At 55.6% G+C, this 22,190-nt stretch carries 13 protein-coding genes; 2 read left to right on the top strand and 11 right to left on the bottom strand.

Annotation, left to right across the window (positions count from 1 at the left end; translation table 11 throughout):
* Positions 1-127 precede the first annotated feature (127 nt).
* From AC2D8U_RS19930 to AC2D8U_RS19920, 3 genes are all read right to left on the bottom strand, one after another.
* Entirely contained in the window at positions 128-1,552 is a 1,425-nt protein-coding gene (locus tag AC2D8U_RS19930; RefSeq protein ID WP_484620837.1) for a lipopolysaccharide biosynthesis protein, read from the bottom strand.
* Positions 1,553-1,569: 17 nt separating this feature from the next.
* The gene (locus AC2D8U_RS19925; RefSeq protein ID WP_484620836.1) at positions 1,570-2,691 is read right to left on the bottom strand and encodes a glycosyltransferase family 4 protein; all 1,122 of its coding nucleotides are present in this window, start codon (positions 2,689-2,691) and stop codon (positions 1,570-1,572) included.
* A gap of 149 nt (positions 2,692-2,840) precedes the next feature.
* A complete protein-coding gene (locus tag AC2D8U_RS19920; protein ID WP_484620835.1) occupies positions 2,841-3,995 on the bottom strand; it encodes a glycosyltransferase in 1,155 nt (384 codons plus the stop codon).
* A 153-nt stretch (positions 3,996-4,148) separates the two neighbouring features.
* Between AC2D8U_RS19920 and AC2D8U_RS19915 the strand changes: the two genes are divergently transcribed.
* Both AC2D8U_RS19915 and AC2D8U_RS19910 read left to right on the top strand, forming a co-directional pair.
* Positions 4,149-5,474: an O-antigen ligase family protein gene (locus AC2D8U_RS19915; RefSeq protein ID WP_484620834.1), complete on the top strand. Its 1,326-nt coding sequence runs from the start codon at positions 4,149-4,151 to the stop codon at positions 5,472-5,474.
* Positions 5,475-5,683: 209 nt separating this feature from the next.
* Positions 5,684-6,616: a glycosyltransferase gene (locus tag AC2D8U_RS19910; RefSeq protein ID WP_484620833.1), complete on the top strand. Its 933-nt coding sequence runs from the start codon at positions 5,684-5,686 to the stop codon at positions 6,614-6,616.
* Here AC2D8U_RS19910 and AC2D8U_RS19905 read toward each other — a convergent pair.
* The 8 genes from AC2D8U_RS19905 to rpoB all read right to left on the bottom strand — a co-directional run bounded on the left by AC2D8U_RS19905 (position 6,533) and on the right by rpoB (position 21,978).
* Complete coding sequence (locus AC2D8U_RS19905) at positions 6,533-7,951, bottom strand: oligosaccharide flippase family protein (RefSeq protein WP_484620832.1); 1,419 nt, start codon at positions 7,949-7,951, stop codon at positions 6,533-6,535. The two genes, AC2D8U_RS19910 and AC2D8U_RS19905, sit on opposite strands and share 84 nt — an antisense overlap.
* Positions 7,952-7,958: 7 nt before the next feature.
* Positions 7,959-8,870: a glycosyltransferase family 2 protein gene (locus tag AC2D8U_RS19900; protein WP_484620831.1), complete on the bottom strand. Its 912-nt coding sequence runs from the start codon at positions 8,868-8,870 to the stop codon at positions 7,959-7,961.
* 173 nt (positions 8,871-9,043) lie between these two features.
* Positions 9,044-10,228 carry an elongation factor Tu gene (tuf, locus tag AC2D8U_RS19895; protein WP_484620830.1) on the bottom strand — a complete coding sequence of 395 codons (1,185 nt, stop codon included), beginning with the start codon at positions 10,226-10,228 and terminating at the stop codon, positions 9,044-9,046.
* 85 nt (positions 10,229-10,313) lie between these two features.
* Complete coding sequence (fusA, locus tag AC2D8U_RS19890; protein ID WP_484620829.1) at positions 10,314-12,413, bottom strand: elongation factor G; 2,100 nt, start codon at positions 12,411-12,413, stop codon at positions 10,314-10,316.
* A 104-nt stretch (positions 12,414-12,517) separates the two neighbouring features.
* Entirely contained in the window at positions 12,518-12,988 is a 471-nt protein-coding gene (gene rpsG, locus AC2D8U_RS19885) for a 30S ribosomal protein S7 (protein ID WP_484620828.1), read from the bottom strand.
* A gap of 82 nt (positions 12,989-13,070) precedes the next feature.
* The gene (rpsL, locus tag AC2D8U_RS19880; protein WP_067666107.1) at positions 13,071-13,445 is read right to left on the bottom strand and encodes a 30S ribosomal protein S12; all 375 of its coding nucleotides are present in this window, start codon (positions 13,443-13,445) and stop codon (positions 13,071-13,073) included.
* A gap of 209 nt (positions 13,446-13,654) precedes the next feature.
* On the bottom strand, positions 13,655-17,860 hold the full coding sequence (gene rpoC / locus AC2D8U_RS19875) for a DNA-directed RNA polymerase subunit beta' (RefSeq protein WP_484620827.1): 4,206 nt from the start codon (positions 17,858-17,860) through the stop codon (positions 13,655-13,657).
* Between the two features lie 92 nt (positions 17,861-17,952).
* Positions 17,953-21,978 carry a DNA-directed RNA polymerase subunit beta gene (gene rpoB / locus AC2D8U_RS19870; RefSeq protein ID WP_484620826.1) on the bottom strand — a complete coding sequence of 1,342 codons (4,026 nt, stop codon included), beginning with the start codon at positions 21,976-21,978 and terminating at the stop codon, positions 17,953-17,955.
* Positions 21,979-22,190: the final 212 nt, after the last annotated feature.

Below are 22,190 nucleotides of genomic sequence, written 5' to 3'. Positions count from 1 at the left end.
AAACTCTCTTCGAAGCGCACATCCTTGGCACTGGGGATCACAGTACACTCAACCCCATCGGCGGTAAGCATAGTCCATGGCCCCCTCGCGCCTAGGTAATTAACCGCTATTTCTTGCACACAAGGAGCTATAACCATTGGCTATTGTGTCTCCGGTGCCACACCCAGACCGCTGCCAGGCCGGCAACATAGACGAGCGCTCCAGACGCTATCAGCAGCGCCAAAGAGCCCATAACATTCGCCTGGGGAAGCCCCCGTTCCAGCAACATGACACCCAGAAGCATCAAAACAGATAAGCCGACGGGGACCCGCAAAACGCCCAATAGACGACGAGGGTCATACTCCAAGATCCGCCCAATCCAGTACTGTTGCACCAGACAAAAGAGCAGGGCTGCCCCAAATCGGGTCCAGGTAAACACCATTAGCCCCAGATCGACCACTGCGGTCAACGCCAGGACAATGACGGTCAAGCGGAGCAGATTCAATTTAAGCTCAAGGGCAAGCTGGTTTGTCACCCGGAAGATCACACCGGATACAGCGATGAGACATTGGCAGATCCCAACCCAGCAGAGCACCTTGAGCACTGGCACTGCATCCATCCACTCCATACCAAACAGGAGAGAAACCAAAGGCTCGGCAACCGCCCACATTCCCATCAACATCGGAAATACCACCATGGCAGTTCCCCGCAGCGCTCTGAGATAGCCGGCTTGCAGGCCGTCACGGTCCTCCTGAAGCCGGGCAAAGGAGGGAAACAGGACTTTGGTGATCTCTAATGCGATATTGCGAATCGGCACCAGCATCAACTTAAGCGCCAAACTGTAGTACCCCAAGGCAACGGGGCCGAGGAATTGGCCGATCAGGAGTTGATCCAGATTGGCAATGCCATATTGCAGGTATCGAACCCCCATGACCTGAGCACTGAACTGAAACACTTCGCCAAGGGCCTTGCGCGAAAAAAGCCAAGAAGGCCGCCACTCACAGCGTACCCAGAGCAATAGAGCTTTACCGGCATGGAAGCCGATGGGTTGCGCCACCAGGGCCCAGACCCCCAGCCCCAGCCAGGCCAGCCACAGAGCCAGGATCCCTGCGCATAAGTGAGCCAGGGTATCGATCAGCGCCAGCTCCTTGAAGCGTAATGCCTTTCTCATATGTGCCTGAGGCACGGTGGCAATCCCGGAGAACAGAAACATTACACACAGACCGCGGCAGATCCCAACCAGCTCAGGCTGGCCGTAGAGCGCAGCAATGGCGGGGGCACAAAGGTAAAGCAATACTCCCGTCAACGATGCCATCATCAGGTTCACCCAGAATAGGGTCGACCAATGAACCGGCTTGAGCTCCTGCATCTGGATCAAGGCCGCGGCGATCCCAGTATCCGCCAGGATCCTTGCCAGGCCAACAAAGACCATGACCATTCCAAGTAAACCAAACGCCGTTGGTCCCAACCACTTGGCAAGCATGGCCGTGATCACCAGGGCAGTGATCTGCTGAAACTGTTTTCCTCCCAGTGTCCAACCAATACCTTTGACGGTCTTGCCGGCCAATGCCATCGATTCCTCCGTGGGGTTCAGTAAGGCCGCTCGGATGCATGAGGGTCCACGGGGGCCAGCGTTGAACACAGGGAGATAAAGCCCTGAGCCGAGCGCCCCCAGTCCAGATCTCGACAAGCTGCCTGAAGCGACCTGGCAACCCACCGGCGCCGAGCCGGATGATCGACAAAGTAGGCGAGCTTGCGGTGCAGTTCAGCAGCACTGTCAGCCTTAAACAGGGCTTCACTCGCCCCTCCCACCACATCCGCATTCTCCGGGACATCCGCACACAGGACGCAGCGCTTCGCACCTATGGCCCCCAAAAGGCTGTTGGACATCCCCTCAAGAACGGAAGGCAGAACAAACAAGGCACAGTGGCGCATCAAGTCGGCCACCACAGACTTATCAACATGCCCCAGAAAGAGCACATTGGAACCCGCCATAGCGCGTAGCTGAGCCTCGTAATCCGCCGACTTACAATGCCCTCCCGCAACAACCAGGGGCAACGACAAACCTCGATGGGCCTCAAGCAACAAATGCAGGCGTTTGACCGGATCCAGCCGAGCGGCGAAGAAGATATAGCCCTCGGGGATCAATCCCAAAGCCTCCAGCGTTCCGGGGATCTCTGCCCCAGGATGGGTGATCCCATTGGGAATATAGTGGGTGTGGAGGCCGCGCTCAGCAAAGTGGCGCTGCATGGCCAGGCTATTCACCGTACAGGCATGGGCCCAATGAGTGGCCAGGTACTCTCCCGCCTGTAAGATCCACTTGCTTGGCCCACGCCAGCCTTCACGCTGGCTGTCCAGCGCGCGCAGACAAGCCAAGGTGGGAACACCAAACAAGCGGGTCAAGCCGCTTAGCAGGCAGGGGCCGGAAGCAAAGAGGCAAACAACACGAGGGCGATAACACAACAACAGATATAGCAGCACGAAAAGAGTAGTAAAGCTGTGCCCCAGGCGACTGATCCAGCCCGGAGCGCAGAGCGAATAAACCCCATCCCGCTTAGTTACCACAAACCAGCTTTTTGTCCCTCGCCCCGTTACCCAGATCGGCTCATCGGCCAACCTGGCCATCTCCGGCGCAAGATGACGTATCGCATTCTCTACGCCGCCATAGTCCGAGTCATACCCTCTGCCACCAACCAGCGCAATACCTGCCACAGCGCTTACCCCACTCCTACGCCAGGCAGTCAACCGGGGTCATGCCTTCCAACAGAAGGCATGACCCCGGCCGTCGACACCGACGAGTTTAGGTTGATGCATCCTGCGACAACAGTCGGCCAACCTTGCCGACCCATGGAATTAAAACGTTACGTCACGAGCGACTGGGGATGGTCCTGATCGGCAAACAGGGCTCTGCCATGCAGCTCGACAACCCGCTCAAGAGAGTAGTGCGCGTGGATCGTTGTCACGGCGTTCTTCCCTATCATCTGACCATCCGTCCCCTTGGCCCTTTCAAACAGCCTTACCAGACTTTCGAGGTCTTCCCCCTCGGCAACCAGGCCATTCACCCCGTCATCAATGATCTCGGTACAACCAAAGATAGGGGTCACAAGGCATAAGGAGCCGGCCGCCATGCCTTCCAGTAAGGCTTTGGGCATCCCCTCAAAGTTACTCACCAGCAAGTGATACTTGTAACCTGGTAACACCTCCCTGATCTGCTCATTGGGCTGGATCCCTTTAAAGCAGACCTCGGCCCCAACCTCCCCCGCATGCTGCTCCAGCTCCGCCCTGAGTGGGCCATCACCATAGATATCCAGAGGCCACCCCACACGGCCACAGGCTTCGACCATGTTGAACACATTCTTAAAGGGCATCAGGCGTCCAACGTAGACCGCCCGCTCCTGTCGCTTCGGCCATGGAGGAAGTGCCCTGATCTGCCGCGTATCAATAAAGTTAGGACACAGGGTGACGTTTTTGAGCCCGAGACTATAAGCGTAATCCAGATGGGTACAGACAAGCGTATGATCGGAAAAACGCGTCAATAAACGATCCAGGGGCCAGGATAGGACCAACCGTCCCCACTGCCGCCGATCGAGGTGGCGGCGCCACAGAGAGTGGCCATAACGATAAACAAACCTAGTGCCGAACAGCACTTTGCCAATGGCGCCGGTCCAGGCACCACTGGTTTGCTGACCAATGCTTGCCTGAGCCTGACGAAAGGCCTGACGATGGATCCAGGGCGCAACGAGGGAGTACAACATTCGGCCCCAAAAAGAACTGGCCCAAGCGGGAGCCGGCAAGACTTCGATCCCTTCTGCCAATTGACCTCGTGCCTTCAGATCAGCGATCAGAGAGAGATCCGCAGGATCATAGGTCAGCCAGAGCACACGACGGCACAGTCCCGTTTCCAAGTAAGCGGCCGCAATTGTGCTATCGATATTCAAAAAGCCGTTTTTAGTCAGTCGAGTAGCTGACTCGCCATACATAAAGACAACGATTAGGCTCTCACTTTTTACCTGCATGCTGCCGCTCCCCTCCCCCCTGAATACGCACAGACAAGCTTAGACAACTGACTCAAAGTCAGTAGAAAACTTATCCCCCTGAGGCACGGGGCGCACTTTGGAACTAAGCTCAAGTTCCAACACTTAGGGGAAAATACCGGCGTAGGAGAGTGAATGGAGAGAAGCTTAAAGCTGCCCCGACTGATCTTCGCGGGACTGGCGCTGCTCTTCCTTGGGCTGTCGTTTTTTCTGGTCAAACTCAGCGTCGGTCTGCCGCTGCGCACCTGGGTGTTGTTGCTCTGCTTAACAGGCCTGCTCACCCTGTTCCGATTTTCCTGGCAACCCCTTTTTGACAATATCCACATTCGCGCACTGCTCTCCATGGGGCTGTTCGGCCTCCTGGCTTCGCTGCTGTTTCACTTTGAGCCCGCCGCCATTGCGATGCAGCTGTTCCGATACATAGTTCAACCCGCCATGATCCTGCTGACTTTCCTACTGCTCAGCCTCCTGCTGAGCCCTGAACTCCTAGCCCGAGGATTTCTTTTGATGGTGATGGTCTCGGCCACGGTCGCAATCCTGCAGGGACTGGATCTGCAACCTGCCTGGGATCTGGCCAATAAACTGGCCAGCCTTCAGGGTCTCGCCAGGGCAGACATATTTGTCACCGAGAACCAGTCCGGCAACGGTGTCTTTATCGACCGCTTTCGTCCCCGGGGCCTGTCCTACTCCAACATCCATCTGGGATACCAGGCCTGTCTCATCTACCTGATGTTCTATCTTTCCCGAATGCAGCCACAGCGTTACGCACGTTTATTCCCTCAAACACCATGGATAGCCTATGGGATCTTATTTTGGGTCCTACTGGCCGTGTTCTTTACCGCCACCCGTTCCAGCTTGTACGGGCTCCTGCTGCTCGGGCCGGCTCACCTGTTCTTCCAAAGTCGGTACAAGCTGCCCCTGCTACTGCTGGGTGGAGCTCTGCTACTGGCGATCCCCGTCCTTCAACCCATCCTCTACGAAGCGCTGGATCTGCGGATCCTAAGCACAGAGGACAGCTCATTCGCCGCACGCAAACCCCTGACGCTCGTCAGCTTCCTACTGTTTCTCGATGCCCCGATGGGTTATGGCTGGCTGGCAGACACCACTGAGCTGCAGAGCCAATACTGGCACCTGCTCTACCAAATGGATAATGCCCATGCCGTCGCCGGAAGAGAGACACACAACGCACTGATAAAGCTTCTCTTTGTCTACGGGATCGGTGCCCTTGGCGTTATGGGCTGGTACCTGTATCGACTCAAGCAGGAAAACTCCCACTATCTATTGATTGGCCTGCTGCCCTACTTCGCACATTCGGCTTTCCATAACGATGGCCTCTTCCTGGGCGGTAACTACATCTGGATCGTCTTTGCCCTGTGCCACAGTTGCACCCTGCAGCCAGTCTCCACCTCACCTGCGCTGACGACATCTCTCCAGACACTGCGGTTTCCACTCTCGTCATGACCTTCCATTTTGTCCACTTCAGTCAATCCACCAGCAGTGGCGGAGTCCAGACCACAGTCCGCGGCTTGGCAAACGCTCTGCTGCAAGCCGGGCAACACTGTTGTGAGTGGTATGTCGCTCCCGGTCCAGCCTCGGACAACAAGGGGCCCGTCGGACTCCAGTACCGGCGATGGGGGCTCGCCCCTTCGACGCTTCATCGAAAACTGGCAATGATCGGTTCACAGGCGGTCGATCGGGCCCGTTTTCAAGCCCATATGAAAGATGGTGACACCCTGCTGCTGTTTAATCCCTTTGTGTTGGCCTGCCTGCCACGAGCCGTTCGCCAACGATGTCGGATCATACTGGTACAAACCAATCGGTTTGACCTCTTTTTAGGGGGAAGCCAGGGCCAGATCTTCCATCGTTATCAAAAGCAGATAGATGCGATGACGGTCTACACAGACAGCGACAGACTGGCGTTACGATCACGCTGCCCGACACTTTCTTGTCCCGTCGTGGTGATCCCCAGAGCCTGCCGGCTGGCGCAGGCAGACTCCCCTCCGCCCTTCTCTCGAAAGCTCATATCCATAGGACGCATCCAGGAGAACCACAAGAATTATCGAGATATGCTGGCTGTGATGGCGGCACTGGGACCGCACTACCAGCTTTCACTGTATGGGGGAGGAAGCAAAAAAGAGCTTAGCGGTTTGCAAGTACAGTTGCGGCACCACCCCAATGTCCGCTATCTGGGTGAAGATCAGCAGATAGTTCCTTTACTCAGGCAACATGCCCTATTCCTCATGACCAGCCACTTTGAAGGGTTTGGCAATACACTGATCGAAGCACGCAGCCAAGGACTCCCCATCGTCGCCTTCGACACCTTTGACGCACTGCACTGGATTGTCCGTGAAGGTGAAAATGGCCATATCGTACCGGCCAATCAGATTGCTCTCTTTGCCGACAGAGTCCGCGCGATACTCTCCGACACAGAGCAGTTCCATCGCTATGCCCGCTCTGCGCTGGCCTTAAGCCACACCACAGATCCGGCCCAGATCCACCAGGTCTGGCTGGAATTACTGTTACAAGGCACCCCGTCCCCGCAACTGGCGGCGCATAAAGGGCACAAACAGCAGCAGGGTCACCAGGGACAGCGAAACACTTGAGTGCATCGGCCCCCAAAGCCAGATCCCACACGCCAGCCAAAATGGCAACAATGAGCCAATAAGCTCCCGCATCACCGGCCACAGTGAACGCCCATAGAGACAGGAGAACAGTCGCTGCAAGGCCACGATAAACACCAGATGGAACGCTCCAACCAGCGCCAGACAGAGGATCCGAAGATCAGAGAAGAGCAGCAGGGTCACCACTATGGTAAGCACCAGGATCACGGCACTGAGCACCCCATTGATGAACATGTTGCGTGTATCCCCCATACCCTGCCAAAAACCGCCGTTACAAGCCGTGATCGCCTGGACAGGGATCGCCACGGCCAGGATCTGCAATAAGGGCACTACCGAGCCCCACTGCTCTCCCAATAACAGCCATACGATCCAATGGGCCTGACTAAACACCACAAAGCTCAGCAATGCCGCCATAAAAGAGAGTTTGCGGATCAACAGAAGGTGTACCTGACAGACCTTTTGGGGCTGATCTCGATAGAGGGTGATGGTCGGCTGGATCGCCGGGTTGACCGCAAAGCTCAGCAGCATCATGGGGTATTTCATAATGGCATAGGCCTTCTCGTAGATCCCCAGTGCGCCGGCGCCCAGCCATTTCCCCACCAAGATATTGTCACTGTTTCGCGATAGGTAATTCAGCAGGTTGAAGCCCAGCAAAAAGGAGGAAAAATGCGCGATCGTGTAGACAGCCCGCCAATGTGAACCCAAAGCGGGTCTGCCCAACTCAGTGGAGACACTTTGCTGCCAGTGAAGCGCGAACACGGTCAAAGCCACCCACAACGGTCGCGCTGCCAAGGCCCAGATCCCGTAGCCAAGCCGCCAAAGAGTGGCAACCAGGCACAAGGCGACCAATTCGCCGATGGCCGTATGCAGAGCAATACGATGGAAAGATCTTTGCCGAAGGAATGCGGCCAACGGCACAGCCGCCAGGACATTGAAGAAGATGGCACCGGTCGCGAACAAACCCAGCAAGTGGTGGTCATTGCGCTCATACAGGCCATTCAGCAGAAAAAGAAACAGGTAAAAAGCCGCCGCCACCAGCAGAGCCAGAAACACCGTAAAGCTGAAGATCCCATCCCGCTCCCGACCGTCGATCGCTACATGGCTGACGATCCCGGCACTGAGTCCCGCCTCCCCAAATACCATGAAAAAAAGGACAAAAACGTTGATGATCGCCACTATCCCAAACTGCTCAGGAGTGAACAGGCGGGCATAGACCATCATCACGAGTAGACTCACTACGTACGCACTGTACCGAGACAGCACGCTCAGCGTGATCGCCGAGCGCAGTGCATTGTATATCCCGCTCACCTCGCTCATTCGGCTCCTACATCCGAGACAAGTAACGCAATCGCGCTAGGTAATGGGGGATCTGCTTCAGGTAAACCCAAGGCGACTTGATCAGAAAGCGATGACCGCTGGCCGAGATCTCCTGGATCGCTTGCCAGCCATCCCTTGGGCTTAACTTCCAGGCACGAACCACAAAACCCAACAGGCTATGCTGGTGTTCGGGCAAACTATAAGACTGGAGCAGCTGGTTGTACCGAATGGTGGCATGTAAGCGGCTGAATAAACGAGCACGATCCGTTTTGGTGGTCAAGGTTCCCACATCTCGAGTCACGCAATAGAGGCTGCGCTCGGTTGCACTGAGCTCGCGACACTCCACACCACAGCGCAAAGAAAAGACCAGATCGTTCCCAGCGATCACTTCGTCAAAACGGATATGCTGGCGCTCCACCAGCTCCCGCCGGACCAGCTTGCTCCAGGGAACGAAGAAACGCAATTTTAGGGGCAATGCCTCCCCTTTCCGGCAATAGGCCTCCACCAAACGGCGATAATTTTCGGTTCTATCCCTCAGATGAGCAAACTGCCCACCGCTCTCATCGTGTGAGCAGGGCTTGAAAAACACCAGTTCCGCCGAGGAATTGAAGTACTCAGCCACCAGCTCAAAGGCGCCCGGAAGAAAATAATCGTCCGCATCGGCAAACAGCAGCCAACGCCCTTTAGCACGCTCCAACGCCACATTACGACAGGCTCCGGCGCCCTTCGCCCCTGGCCGGTTGGACAGGAAAGTGACCCAAGGATAGCGGTGGCTGATCTGCTGCGCCTCCTGCTCTGGCGCACTATGGTCGTCCACCACCAGCACCTCCATCTGCCCTGACTGATAATCGATAGAGTCGAGTAATCGACCAAGCTTGGCGATGTCATTGAAGTGTGGAATAACGATGGAGAGTTGCACTGACAGGACCTCTTTCCGGGGGACAGTGTTGCCAGCCCAAAAATCGGCCGGAACTCGACGCCCAAAGAGTATAGCAAGTGGCCACACCTGCTGCTCCGCCTACCATCAACCAGACAAACGCAAAAAGGGCGCCTTTCGGCGCCCTTTTAGGGAGTAGTGTGTACTACCGTTGATTACTCAACGATGGTAGCAACAACACCAGCACCTACGGTACGGCCACCCTCACGGATAGCGAAACGCAGGCCTTCTTCCATCGCGATAGGTGCGATCAGGGTAACTTCCATCTGGATGTTATCGCCTGGCATTACCATCTCAACACCTTCTGGCAGCTCGATGGTGCCGGTGATGTCGGTAGTACGGAAGTAGAACTGAGGACGGTAGCCTTTGAAGAATGGGGTGTGACGACCACCTTCTTCTTTGGACAGTACGTAAACCTCAGAGGTGAACTTGGTGTGCGGGTTGATAGAACCAGGAGCAGCCAGAACCTGACCACGCTCTACTTCTTCACGCTTGGTACCACGCAGCAGAACACCACAGTTCTCACCAGCACGGCCTTCGTCCAGCAGCTTGCGGAACATTTCAACACCGGTACAGGTAGTCTTGGTGGTTTCTTTAACGCCAACGATCTCTACTTCGTCACCCACGCGAACGATACCACGCTCTACACGACCGGTAACTACGGTACCACGGCCCTGGATGGAGAATACGTCTTCGATTGGCAGGATGAACGCACCGTCGATAGCACGCTCTGGCTCTGGGATGTAGGTATCCAGAGCTTCAGCCAGTTCCAGGATCTTCTTCTCCCACTCGGCATCGCCTTCCAGAGCTTTCAGGGCAGAACCCTGGATCACTGGAGTGTCGTCGCCTGGGAAGTCGTACTCGGACAGCAGTTCACGAACTTCCATCTCTACCAGCTCGAGCAGCTCTTCGTCATCAACCATGTCGCACTTGTTCAGGAACACGATGATGTAAGGTACGCCAACCTGACGAGACAGCAGGATGTGCTCACGGGTCTGTGGCATTGGGCCATCAGTCGCGGCACAAACCAGGATCGCGCCGTCCATCTGGGCAGCACCGGTGATCATGTTTTTAACGTAATCAGCGTGACCTGGGCAGTCTACGTGAGCGTAGTGACGGATCTCAGTGTCGTACTCAACGTGAGAAGCAGCGATGGTGATACCACGCTCGCGCTCTTCAGGAGCGTTATCGATCTGATCGAACGCTTTGGCTTCACCACCCATGTGCTTAGCCAGCACGTTGGTGATCGCAGCGGTCAGAGTGGTTTTACCGTGGTCAACGTGGCCAATGGTACCAACGTTAACGTGCGGTTTCGTACGTTCAAACTTTTCTTTAGACACGACGTCTTTCCTTTCAATTTGCGACTCGGTCCCGGGGAACCGAGTCTGTTAACGAACTGAGTTCAGGATTTTGCCCTGACGGATATTAATATCCGCGAGCTTCAATCACGGCTTTCGCCACGTTCTGCGGTGCATCGGCGTACTCGGCAAACTCCATGGAGTAGGAAGCACGCCCCTGCGTAGCAGAGCGCAAATCGGTGGCATAGCCAAACATTTCGGCCAGCGGCACCTTGGCGTGAACGATCTTCAGGCCGGCAGTGCCGTCATCCATCCCTTCGATCATGCCACGTCGACGGTTCAGATCCCCAACGACATCACCCATCCAATCTTCTGGCGTAGTCACTTCAACCTTCATCATCGGCTCAAGCAACACAGGTGACGCCTCCAGGGCACCTTTGCGGAAACCCATGGAAGCGGCGATTTTAAACGCCATTTCGTTGGAGTCCACGTCGTGGAACGAACCATCGAACAAGGTAACCTTAACGTCAAGTACAGGGAAGCCCGCAAGCACACCCTGAGCCATCTGCTCCTGGATACCTTTGTCTACAGCCGGGATGTATTCTCTTGGAACCACCCCGCCCACAATCTCATTGACGAACTCGTAGCCTTCGCCCTGCTCGCGCGGCTCCAGTTTCAGCCATACATGACCGAACTGACCACGACCACCGGACTGGCGCACGAACTTCCCTTCCACCTCGGTGGCGGAACGGATGGTCTCGCGATAAGCCACCTGAGGCTTACCGACATTGCAATCGACGCTGAATTCACGCTTCATGCGGTCGACGATGATGTCCAGGTGCAGCTCACCCATACCGGAGATCAGGGTTTGGCCGGACTCTTCGTCGGTTTCCACGCGGAAAGACGGATCCTCTGCGGCCAACTTACCCAGGGCAATGCCCATCTTTTCCTGATCCACCTTGGTGCGAGGCTCCACGGCAATCTGGATCACCGGTTCGGGGAACTCCATGCGCTCCAGAACCACTTTATGGTCCTGATCACACAGAGTGTCACCGGTCGTCACGTCTTTCAGACCAATGGCGGCGGCGATATCACCGGCACGCACTTCTTTGATCTCTTTACGGTCGTTGGAGTGCATCTGCACCATACGACCGAAGCGCTCACGCTTCTGCTTGACGGAGTTGTAAACGCCCTGTCCCGTTTCGGCCACCCCTGAATAAACCCGCATAAAGGTCAGGGTGCCCACGAAGGGATCGGTGGCGATCTTAAAGGCCAAAGCAGAGAATGGCGCATTGTCATCGGCCGGACGCGAGGTTTCGTTGTCGTCCATGTCCACACCTTTAATGGCGGGCACATCCACCGGAGACGGCAGGTATTCGACAACGGCATCCAAAACGGCCTGTACGCCTTTATTCTTAAAGGCGGAGCCACAAGTGGCCAGAACAATCTCGTTGTTCAGAGTACGCTGGCGAAGAGCCTGTTTGATCTCTTCTTCGGACAGTTCACCCTCTTCCAGGTACTTTTCCATCAACTCTTCGCTCGCTTCCGCGGCGGCTTCCACTAGGTACTCGCGCATCTCAGCGGCCTTGTCGGCCAGCTCGGCAGGTACTTCGTGGTATTCGAATGAGGTACCTTGATCGGCCTCATTCCAGTTGATGTATTTCATCTTGATCAGGTCGATGACGCCACGGAACTCATCCTCAGCGCCCACGTTCATCTGGATCGGCACACAGGTGGCCCCCAGACGATCGCGGATCTGTTCAACAACCCGATCGAAATCTGCGCCGGCACGGTCCATTTTATTAACGAACACGAGACGGGGTACGTGATATTTGTCGGCCTGACGCCATACAGTCTCGGACTGCGGCTCAACGCCGGAGGAACCACAGAACACCACCACAGCGCCGTCCAGCACACGCAATGAACGCTCTACCTCAATGGTAAAGTCCACGTGTCCAGGGGTGTCGATGATATTGATGCGATGCTCAGTGAACTGAGCGTCCATACCGCGCCAGAAGGTAGTCGTAGCAGCCGAGGTGATGGTAATACCACGCTCCTGCTCCTGCTCCATCCAGTCCATGGTCGCAGCACCATCGTGCACTTCACCGATTTTGTGTGATAGGCCAGTGTAGAACAGTACACGTTCCGTGGTGGTGGTTTTACCCGCATCCACGTGTGCACAAATTCCGATATTGCGATAGCGCTCAATAGGGGTCGTACGAGCCACAATAAATTCCTCTTTCTAAGGCCTGGGGCCTCAGATATTACTCCAGAGTTTGCGCAAAAAAGCGCAAAAGTGGCGCGGCTCCGAAGAGCCACGCCATTGGTTCATTACCAGCGGTAATGAGCGAACGCTTTGTTCGCGTCAGCCATGCGGTGAACGTCTTCACGTTTCTTAACCGCAGTGCCTTTGTTGTCGGCAGCGTCCAGCAGTTCACCTGCCAGGCGCAGAGCCATAGATTTTTCGCTACGCTTACGAGCCGCATCTACCAACCAGCGCATGGCCAGGGCATTACGACGCACTGGGCGAACTTCTACCGGCACCTGGTAAGTAGAACCACCTACACGGCGGGACTTAACTTCCACGGTCGGACGAATGTTGTCCAGAGCAGTTTCAAAAATTTCCAGTTCAGCTTTGCCAGATTTGGCAGCAGCTGCTTCCAGACCACCGTAGATTGCTTTTTCAGCGGTGGATTTTTTACCGTCCAGCATGACGATGTTCACGAACTTCGCCAGCAGCTCAGATCCGAACTTAGGATCTGGCAGGATTTTACGTTGACCTACGACGCGACGTCTTGGCATGGGATCTCTCCGATTTCTTCAGGTTTATCCAAAACAGGATGAACAATAATTAAAGTGTTTGGCCTTACTTAACGGAGAACCATTAAGACTTAGGACGCTTAGCACCGTACTTGGAACGACCCTGACGACGGTCGCTAACACCAGCGGTGTCCAGCGCGCCACGTACAGTGTGGTAGCGAACACCTGGCAGATCTTTTACACGACCGCCACGGATCAGCACTACGGAGTGCTCTTGCAGGTTGTGACCTTCACCGCCGATGTAGGAGGTGACTTCAAAACCGTTGGTCAGACGAACACGGCACACTTTACGCAGTGCAGAGTTCGGCTTCTTAGGGGTGGTGGTGTACACGCGAGTACAAACACCACGTTTTTGTGGGCACGCAGCCAGGGCAGGAACGTTGGTCTTTTGAACCTTGTCCTTACGCGGCTTACGAACCAGCTGATTAACAGTAGCCATTCATTAACTCCTGATTGACTGAAAACGACTCAGTAACTCAGTTTTAGGTGCGAAAAATCTACCCCCACAGTTGGGGGACGCGAAATTTTAAGCACCTGCAGGTTACGTGTCAAGATTTAGCCAGCCTTGCCTTCGATCTTCGGCAAGCCTGCTCGGTTTTTGCAACAAAAAGGGCACCCGAAGGTGCCCTCTTCAAGCAGTGTCTTCGATTACTGTTTGTCAGTAATGGAGGCATTTAGCAGATCCGCCAGGTTCTGCTCCGCTTCGGAGGCAGACACGGTCGGCGCTGCTTCACCCTTTGCTTCCTGCTGACGCTTACGATGGTAAGCATAGCCGGTACCCGCAGGGATCAGACGACCCACGGTCACGTTCTCTTTCAGACCGCGCAGATCATCACGCTTACCATAGGTAGCCGCATCGGTCAGTACGCGCGTGGTCTCCTGGAACGAGGCCGCTGAGATGAAGGACTCGGTCGCCAGAGACGCCTTGGTGATACCCAACAACTCGCGTTCGAAGGTGGCAGGACGCTGATCTTCACCCAGTTCACGGTTTGCCTGGTTAACACGGGCCACTTCGGCCTGTTCACCCGGCAGGAACTCGGTGTCACCGCCATCGACGATGATGCACTTACGCAACATCTGACGAATAACCACTTCGATGTGCTTATCGTTAATTTTTACGCCCTGCAGACGGTATACGTCCTGGACTTCGTTAACGATGTAGTTGGCCACCGCGTGGATACCACGCAGGCGCAAGATGTCGTGCGGCGCTTCTGGACCGTCCGCGATCACTTCACCCTTCTCAACCTTCTCACCCTCGAAGACGTTCAGGTTACGCCATTTCGGGATCATCTCTTCATAGGCGTTACCACCATCATGAGGAGTGATCACCAGACGACGTTTGCCTTTGGTCTCTTTACCGAAGGAGATGGTACCGGTGATCTCAGCCAGGATCGCAGGCTCTTTAGGCTTACGGGCTTCGAACAAGTCAGCTACGCGTGGCAGACCACCCGTAATATCCTTAGTACCGCCAGACTCTTGTGGGATACGGGCAACCGCGTCACCCACACCTACGGCAGCGCCATCTTCCAAGTTGACAATCGCGTTGCCGGACAGGAAGTACTGGGCAACCACTTCGGTGCCTGGGATCAGGATATCGTTACCGGCTTTATCAACCAGCTTCACCATCGGGCGCATCTCTTTACCGGCGCTCGGGCGTTGAGCCGGGTCCAGTACCAGGATGCTAGACAGACCGGTCAGTTCGTCGGTCTGCTTGGTCATGGTGACGCCATCGATCATATCGACGAACTTAACCTGACCCTCTACCTCGGTGATGATTGGGTGCGTGTGCGGATCCCAGTTAGCCACGATGTCACCGGCGTTCACCGCGTCATCTTCAGCCTTCTCAAGAACAGCACCGTAAGGCAGCTTGTAACGTTCCTTCTCACGACCCAGCTCATCGATCACGGCCAGCTCGGTAGAACGGGACACGACCACGATCTTACCTTCGGCGTTTACAACGTACTTGGCGTTGTGCAGCTTCAGAGAACCGGAGTTCTTGATCTGAACATTGGACTCGGCAGAGGCACGAGATGCCGCACCACCGATGTGGAAGGTACGCATGGTCAGCTGGGTACCCGGCTCACCAATGGACTGTGCCGCTACCACACCGATGGACTCACCTTCCGCCACCATGTGGCCTCGGGCCAGATCACGGCCATAACAGTTGGCACAGACACCGAAGTCGGTCTTACAGGTGATCACGGAGCGAACAATCATCTCATCGATGGAGTTCTCTTCGATAACGTCACACAGTTTTTCGTCCAGCAGGGTGTTACGCGGGATCAGGACTTCATCAGTACCTGGCTTCATCACGTCTTTGCCTACCACACGGCCCAGTACGCGCTCGCGCAGTGGCTCAACCACGTCACCGCCTTCAATCAGCGGCTTAACGGTCAGGCCCTCTTCGGAACCACAGTCGTCCTCAACCACAACCAGATCTTGAGAGACGTCAACCAGACGACGGGTCAAGTAACCGGAGTTTGCGGTCTTCAGTGCGGTATCGGCCAGACCTTTACGTGCACCGTGCGAGGAGATGAAGTAATCCAGTACCGACAGACCTTCTTTAAAGTTCACTTTAATTGGGGTTTCGATAATGGAGCCATCTGGTTTCGCCATCAGGCCACGCATACCCGCCAACTGACGGATCTGAGCAGCACTACCACGAGCACCGGAATCGGCCATCATGTAGATGCTGTTGAAGGACTTCTGCTCTTCGTCTTCGCCATCGCGGTTCACCACAACGTCGGTGGACAAGTTGTCCATCATCGCTTTGGAAACTTTTTCGTTGGCGCTGGCCCAGATGTCGATCACCTTGTTGTAACGCTCACCAGCGGTCACCAGACCGGCCTGGAACTGCTCGGAGATCTCGATAACCTCCTCTTCAGCGGCTTCAACAATCTCTTTCTTGGCAGCTGGGATCACCATATCGTTGATACCAACAGAGGTGCCAGAAACAGTGGCGTAAGCAAAACCTGTGTACATCAGTTGGTCAGCAAAGATCACTGTGTCTTTCAGACCACACTTGCGGTAACAGGTGTTGAGCACGTTGGAGATCGGCTTCTTACCCATATCCTGGTTGATCAGTTCGAAAGGCAGGCCCTTCGGCAGGATCATGGACAGGATGGCGCGACCAATGGTGGTGTCAAAGATCTTGGTCTCTTCGATCACGTTACCATCTTCATCGGTGTAGCTGTCGTTGATACGAACCTTCACGCGAGCGTGCAGTTCGGCATCACCGGTGCGGTAAACCTTTTCGGCCTCTTCAACAGAAGCGAAGGCCATACCTTCACCCTTGCCATTCACCTTTTCACGGGTCATGTAGTACAGACCCAAGACCACATCCTGAGACGGGGTGATCACAGGATCACCAGACGCCGGAGACAGGATGTTGTTGGTGGACATCATCAGGGCGCGGGCTTCGAGCTGGGCTTCCAGAGTCAGCGGTACGTGTACCGCCATCTGATCACCATCGAAGTCGGCGTTGTAGGCCGCACACACCAGTGGGTGCAGTTGGATCGCTTTACCTTCGATCAGAACCGGTTCGAACGCCTGGATACCCAAACGGTGCAGGGTTGGTGCACGGTTCAACATCACTGGGTGTTCGCGGATCACTTCGTCCAGAACGTCCCAAACTTCAGCGACTTCACGCTCAACCATCTTCTTGGCAGCTTTGATGGTAGTGGCCAGGCCACGGGCTTCCAGCTTGCCGTAGATGAAGGGCTTAAACAGCTCCAGTGCCATCTTCTTAGGAAGACCACACTGATGCAGACGCAGGGTAGGACCTACGGTAATTACGGAACGACCGGAGTAGTCCACGCGCTTACCCAGCAGGTTCTGACGGAAACGACCCTGCTTACCTTTGATCATGTCGGCCAGAGACTTCAGCGGACGACGGTTGGAGCCGGTGATGGCGCGACCGCGACGGCCGTTATCCAACAGCGCATCAACAGATTCCTGCAGCATGCGCTTTTCGTTACGTACGATGATGTCCGGCGCAGCCAGGTCGAGCAGACGCTTCAGACGGTTGTTCCGGTTGATCACGCGGCGGTACAGATCGTTCAGATCGGAGGTCGCGAAGCGGCCACCGTCCAACGGTACCAGCGGACGCAGATCCGGCGGCAGAACCGGCAGAACGCCCATGATCATCCACTCAGGCTTGTTGCCAGAGTTGTAGAAGGCTTCCATCAGCTTCAAGCGCTTGGTGATCTTCTTGCGCTTGGTCTCGGAGTTGGTTTGTGGCAACTCTTCGCGCATGGCCGCAATTTCTGGTTCCAGCTCGATGTCTTTCAGCAGCTCTTTCACCGCTTCGGCACCCATGCGGGCATCGAATTCGTCACCGTGCTCTTCCAGAGCGTCCAGGTACTCTTCTTCGGTCAGCATCTGGCCGCGCTCAAGCGCAGTCATACCGGGCTCGATCACCACATAGCTTTCGAAGTAGAGCACGCGCTCAATGTCACGCAGGGTCATGTCCAGCAACAGACCGATACGGGACGGCAGGGACTTCAAGAACCAGATGTGTGCAACTGGGGAAGCCAGCTCGATGTGACCCATGCGCTCACGACGCACTTTGGTCTGGGTCACTTCGACGCCACACTTCTCACAGATCACACCACGGTGCTTGAGGCGCTTGTACTTGCCACACAGACACTCGTAGTCCTTAACCGGACCAAAGATCCGGGCACAGAACAGGCCATCACGTTCCGGCTTGAAGGTACGGTAGTTGATGGTTTCCGGCTTTTTCACTTCGCCGAAAGACCAGCTGCGGATCATGTCCGGCGAGGCCAGACCGATCTTAATGCCGTTAAATTCTTCGGACGTATTCTGTTTCTTTAGAAACTGAAGTAAGTCTTTCACGATCGTCTCCCAAGGAGGTTTCTATTCATGTGCCCCACCCCACTTGGGTGGGGCACAAGACCGTTAGCCATCCGCATTGCTGCGGCGGACGGTTATTCCTGATCCAACTCGATGTTGATACCCAGGGAGCGGATCTCTTTCAACACTACGTTGAAGGATTCCGGCAGACCCGGCTGCATGGAGTAGTTTCCGTCCACGATGTTCTTGTACATCTGGGTACGGCCGTTCACGTCATCGGACTTCACGGTCAACATCTCCTGCAGGGTGTAAGCGGCACCGTAGGCCTGCAGGGCCCACACTTCCATCTCACCGAATCGCTGTCCACCGAACTGTGCCTTACCACCCAGCGGCTGCTGAGTCACCAGGGAGTAAGAGCCAGTGGAACGGGCGTGCATCTTGTCATCAACCAAGTGGTTCAGCTTCAGCATGTACATGTAGCCAACAGTAACCGGACGCTCGAATGCGTTACCAGTACGGCCATCGTACAGGGTGAACTGACCGGAATCCGGCAGGTCGCCCAGGCGCAGCATGCCCTTGATCTCATCTTCAGACGCACCATCGAAGGCCGGGGTTGCCATTGGCAGACCGCCCTTGAGGTTGTTCGCCAGACGCTTCACTTCTGCATCGGAGAAGGTAGACAGGTCAACCTTCTGCTGGGTGTCGCCCAGATCATAGGCTTTCTGCATGTACTCACGCAGCTCCTCGACCTTGCGTTGCTCTTCCAGCATGGCGTTGATCTTGTCACCAATGCCTTTCGCCGCCATACCCATGTGAACTTCGAGGATCTGCCCGATGTTCATACGAGACGGTACACCCAGAGGGTTCAGTACGATGTCGACCGGCTGGCCTTTCTCATCGTGTGGCATGTCTTCGACAGGAACAATGGTGGAAATTACACCTTTGTTACCGTGACGACCGGCCATCTTATCGCCCGGCTGGATGCGGCGCTTAACGGCCAGGTAGACCTTAACGATCTTCAGTACGCCCGGCGCCAGATCATCACCTTGGGTGATCTTGCGACGCTTGGTTTCGAACTTCTTGTCGAACTCGGCTTTCAGTTCTTCGTACTGATCGGCCAGCTGCTCCAGCTCGGTCTGCTTGCCTTCGTCGTCCAGCGGCTGCTCCAGCCACTTGTCACGACCCAGCTTGTCCAGCTGAGCATCGGTCAGGCCGGCGGACAGCAGCAAGTTGCGAGCACGATCGTAAACGCCGTTCTCCAGGATGCTGAACTCTTCAGTCAGATCCTTTTTGGCATCACGCAGCTGCATGTTCTCGATATCAACCGCACGCTTGTCTTTCTCCACGCCATCGCGGGTAAAGACCTGTACGTCGATCACGGTACCGTACACGGAGTTCGGCACACGCAGAGAGGAGTCTTTAACGTCAGACGCCTTTTCACCGAAGATGGCACGCAACAGCTTCTCTTCCGGGGTCAGCTGGGTTTCACCCTTAGGCGTTACCTTACCCACCAGAATGTCGCCAGGCTTCATCTCGGCGCCGACGTAAACGATACCGGACTCGTCCAGCTTGGACAGAGCAGACTCACCTACGTTCGGGATATCAGCGGTGATCTCTTCTGGACCCAGCTTGGTATCACGAGCAATACAGGACAGTTCCTGAATGTGAATGGTAGTCAGGCGATCTTCCTGAACCACACGCTCGGACAACAGGATGGAATCCTCAAAGTTGTAACCGTTCCAGGTCATGAACGCGACACGCAGGTTCTGACCCAGTGCCAGATCACCCAGATCGGTGGACGGGCCATCGGCCAGCACATCGCCACGGGTTACCGGTTCGCCAATGTTGCACACCGGACGCTGGTTGATACAGGTGTTCTGGTTAGAACGGGTGTACTTGGTCAGGTTGTAGATGTCGATGCCGGCTTCACCCGCAGTCAACTCAGACTCGTTCACCTTAACCACGATACGGCCCGCGTCGACATAGTCGACAACACCGCCACGCTTGGCGACGACGGTTACACCGGAGTCAACGGCCACTGCACGTTCGATACCAGTACCGACCAGCGGCTTGTCAGCGCGCAGAGTTGGTACGGCCTGACGTTGCATGTTCGCACCCATCAAGGCACGGTTAGCATCATCGTGTTCCAGGAATGGGATCAAAGACGCCGCCACAGAGATGATCTGCTGTGGAGATACGTCCATGTACTGAACCTGATCGGCAGACACAAAGGTGGACTCACCCTTATGACGGGCCGGGATCAGCTCATCAACCAGAACACCTTTTTCGTCAACAGGCGCGTTGGCCTGGGCCACCACGTAGTGACCCTCTTCGATGGCTGACAGGTATTCTACCTCTTCAGTCACCAAGCCGTTGTCGACACGACGGTAAGGAGTCTCCAGGAAACCGTACTCGTTGGTCCGAGCAAAGGTTGCCAAGGAGTTGATCAAACCAATGTTTGGACCTTCCGGGGTTTCGATCGGACACAGGCGACCGTAGTGAGTCGCGTGTACGTCTCGAACCTCAAAGCCTGCGCGCTCACGGGTCAGACCGCCTGGGCCCAAAGCGGAGATACGACGCTTATGAGTCACCTCGGACAGCGGGTTGTTCTGATCCATAAACTGGGACAGCTGGGAAGAGCCAAAGAACTCCTTCACTGCCGCAGAGATCGGCTTGGCATTGATCAGGTCCTGAGGCATCAGGGAATCCAGATCGCCCAGAGACAGACGCTCACGAACCGCACGCTCAACACGGACCAGACCGACACGGAATTGGTTCTCTGCCATTTCGCCCACGGAGCGAATACGGCGGTTACCCAGGTGGTCGATATCATCGACTTCGTCACCGCCATTGCGGATCTCGATGATCTTGCGCATCACGTCGACGATGTCTTGCTTTTCCAGGATACCGGCGCCGGTGGACTCTTCACGGCCCAAGCGACGGTTGAACTTCATCCGACCTACGGTAGACAGGTCGTAGCGCTCTTCGCTGAAGAACAGGTTCTGGAACAAAGCCTCTGCCGCATCACGGGTTGGCGGCTCGCCTGGGCGCATCATGCGGTAGATCTCAACCAACGCTTCCATACGGTCGGTAGTGGAGTCTACACGCAGAGTGGTGGACATGTACGGGCCGTTATCCAGCTCGTTGGTGTACAGGGTTTCGAACGCCTTAACACCCGCCTGAGACAATTTGGCCACATCTTCCAGGGACAGTTCCTGGTTAGCGGCAACCACCAGCTCGCCAGTCGCTTCGTCTACGTAATCCCGGGCAGCGGTCTTGCCAACCAGGTACTCAACCGGCACTTCCAGCTGAGTCACGCCGCCTTTTTCAAGCTGACGAATATGACGTGCAGTGATGCGACGGCCGGTTTCCACCAGCACGTTGCCATCGTTGTCCTTGATGTCGAATACCGCAGTTTCGCCACGCAGACGCTCTGGCACCAGATCCATGACCAGCTTGTCCTTCTTCAAGGAGAAGTTCACTGTGTCGAAGAACATGTCCAGGATCTCCTGGGTAGAGAAACCCAGGGCACGCAGGATGATTGAAGATGGCAATTTACGACGGCGGTCGATACGAACAAACAGGTTGTCCTTCGGATCGAACTCAAAGTCCAGCCAAGAACCGCGATAAGGGATCACACGTGCGTTGTACAGGACCTTACCGGAGGAGTGGGTCTTACCACGGTCGTGGTCGAAGAACACACCCGGGCTGCGGTGCAGCTGAGACACGATCACACGCTCGGTACCGTTGATCACAAAGGTACCGTTGTCGGTCATGAGCGGGATATCGCCCATGTACACTTCCTGCTCTTTGATGTCCTTGACGGCACCGCCGGCTTCTTTGTCCATCAAAACCATGCGCAGTTTCACGCGCAGGGGAGCAGAGTAGGTTACGCCACGGATCTGACACTCTTTAACGTCAAATACCGGCTCACCCAGCTTATAGCTGACGTATTGCAACTCGGCATAACCAGAGAAGCTCTTAATAGGGAAGACGCTGCGGAATGCGGCTTCGAGGCCACGTTCGCCTTCCGGATCCTGAATCAGGAAATTTTGGAACGAGTCCAGCTGGATAGAAAGCAGGTAAGGTACGTCAATGACCTTAGGACGCTTGCCAAAATCCTTGCGGATGCGTTTTTTCTCGAAATCGGAGTAAACCATGTGGTTCCTCTGCTCGTGATTGGAGACCCGAAAATCGCTGCTTTTGCAGTGATTTCGCCCTTATTTGCGCAAGAACCCAACCAATAATCTCTGCCAGGCCCGCGTTCCAAGAAATGCGGCGATCCCAGGAGGATCGCCAGCGCTTATAGCGCAAAAGGGCCGGTGGTTTTTTAACCACCAGCCCAACCTGACCGAAGTCAGGCGCATAAGCT

Source organism: Ferrimonas sp. YIN67 (assembly GCF_057219095.1).
This window is presented reverse-complemented; position numbering and strand designations above follow the sequence as displayed.

Excerpts from the sequence above, each read along its gene's own strand:
- AC2D8U_RS19920 (WP_484620835.1), bottom strand. The coding sequence starts at position 3,995 with ATGCAGGTAAAAAGTGAGAGCCTAATCGTTGTCTTTATGTATGGCGAG.
- rpsL (WP_067666107.1), bottom strand. The coding sequence starts at position 13,445 with ATGGCTACTGTTAATCAGCTGGTTCGTAAGCCGCGTAAGGACAAGGTT.
- AC2D8U_RS19930 (WP_484620837.1), bottom strand. The coding sequence starts at position 1,552 with ATGGCATTGGCCGGCAAGACCGTCAAAGGTATTGGTTGGACACTGGGA.
- rpsG (WP_484620828.1), bottom strand. The coding sequence starts at position 12,988 with ATGCCAAGACGTCGCGTCGTAGGTCAACGTAAAATCCTGCCAGATCCT.
- AC2D8U_RS19915 (WP_484620834.1), top strand. The coding sequence starts at position 4,149 with ATGGAGAGAAGCTTAAAGCTGCCCCGACTGATCTTCGCGGGACTGGCG.
- AC2D8U_RS19905 (WP_484620832.1), bottom strand. The coding sequence starts at position 7,951 with ATGAGCGAGGTGAGCGGGATATACAATGCACTGCGCTCGGCGATCACG.
- rpoB (WP_484620826.1), bottom strand. The coding sequence starts at position 21,978 with ATGGTTTACTCCGATTTCGAGAAAAAACGCATCCGCAAGGATTTTGGC.
- AC2D8U_RS19910 (WP_484620833.1), top strand. The coding sequence starts at position 5,684 with ATGATCGGTTCACAGGCGGTCGATCGGGCCCGTTTTCAAGCCCATATG.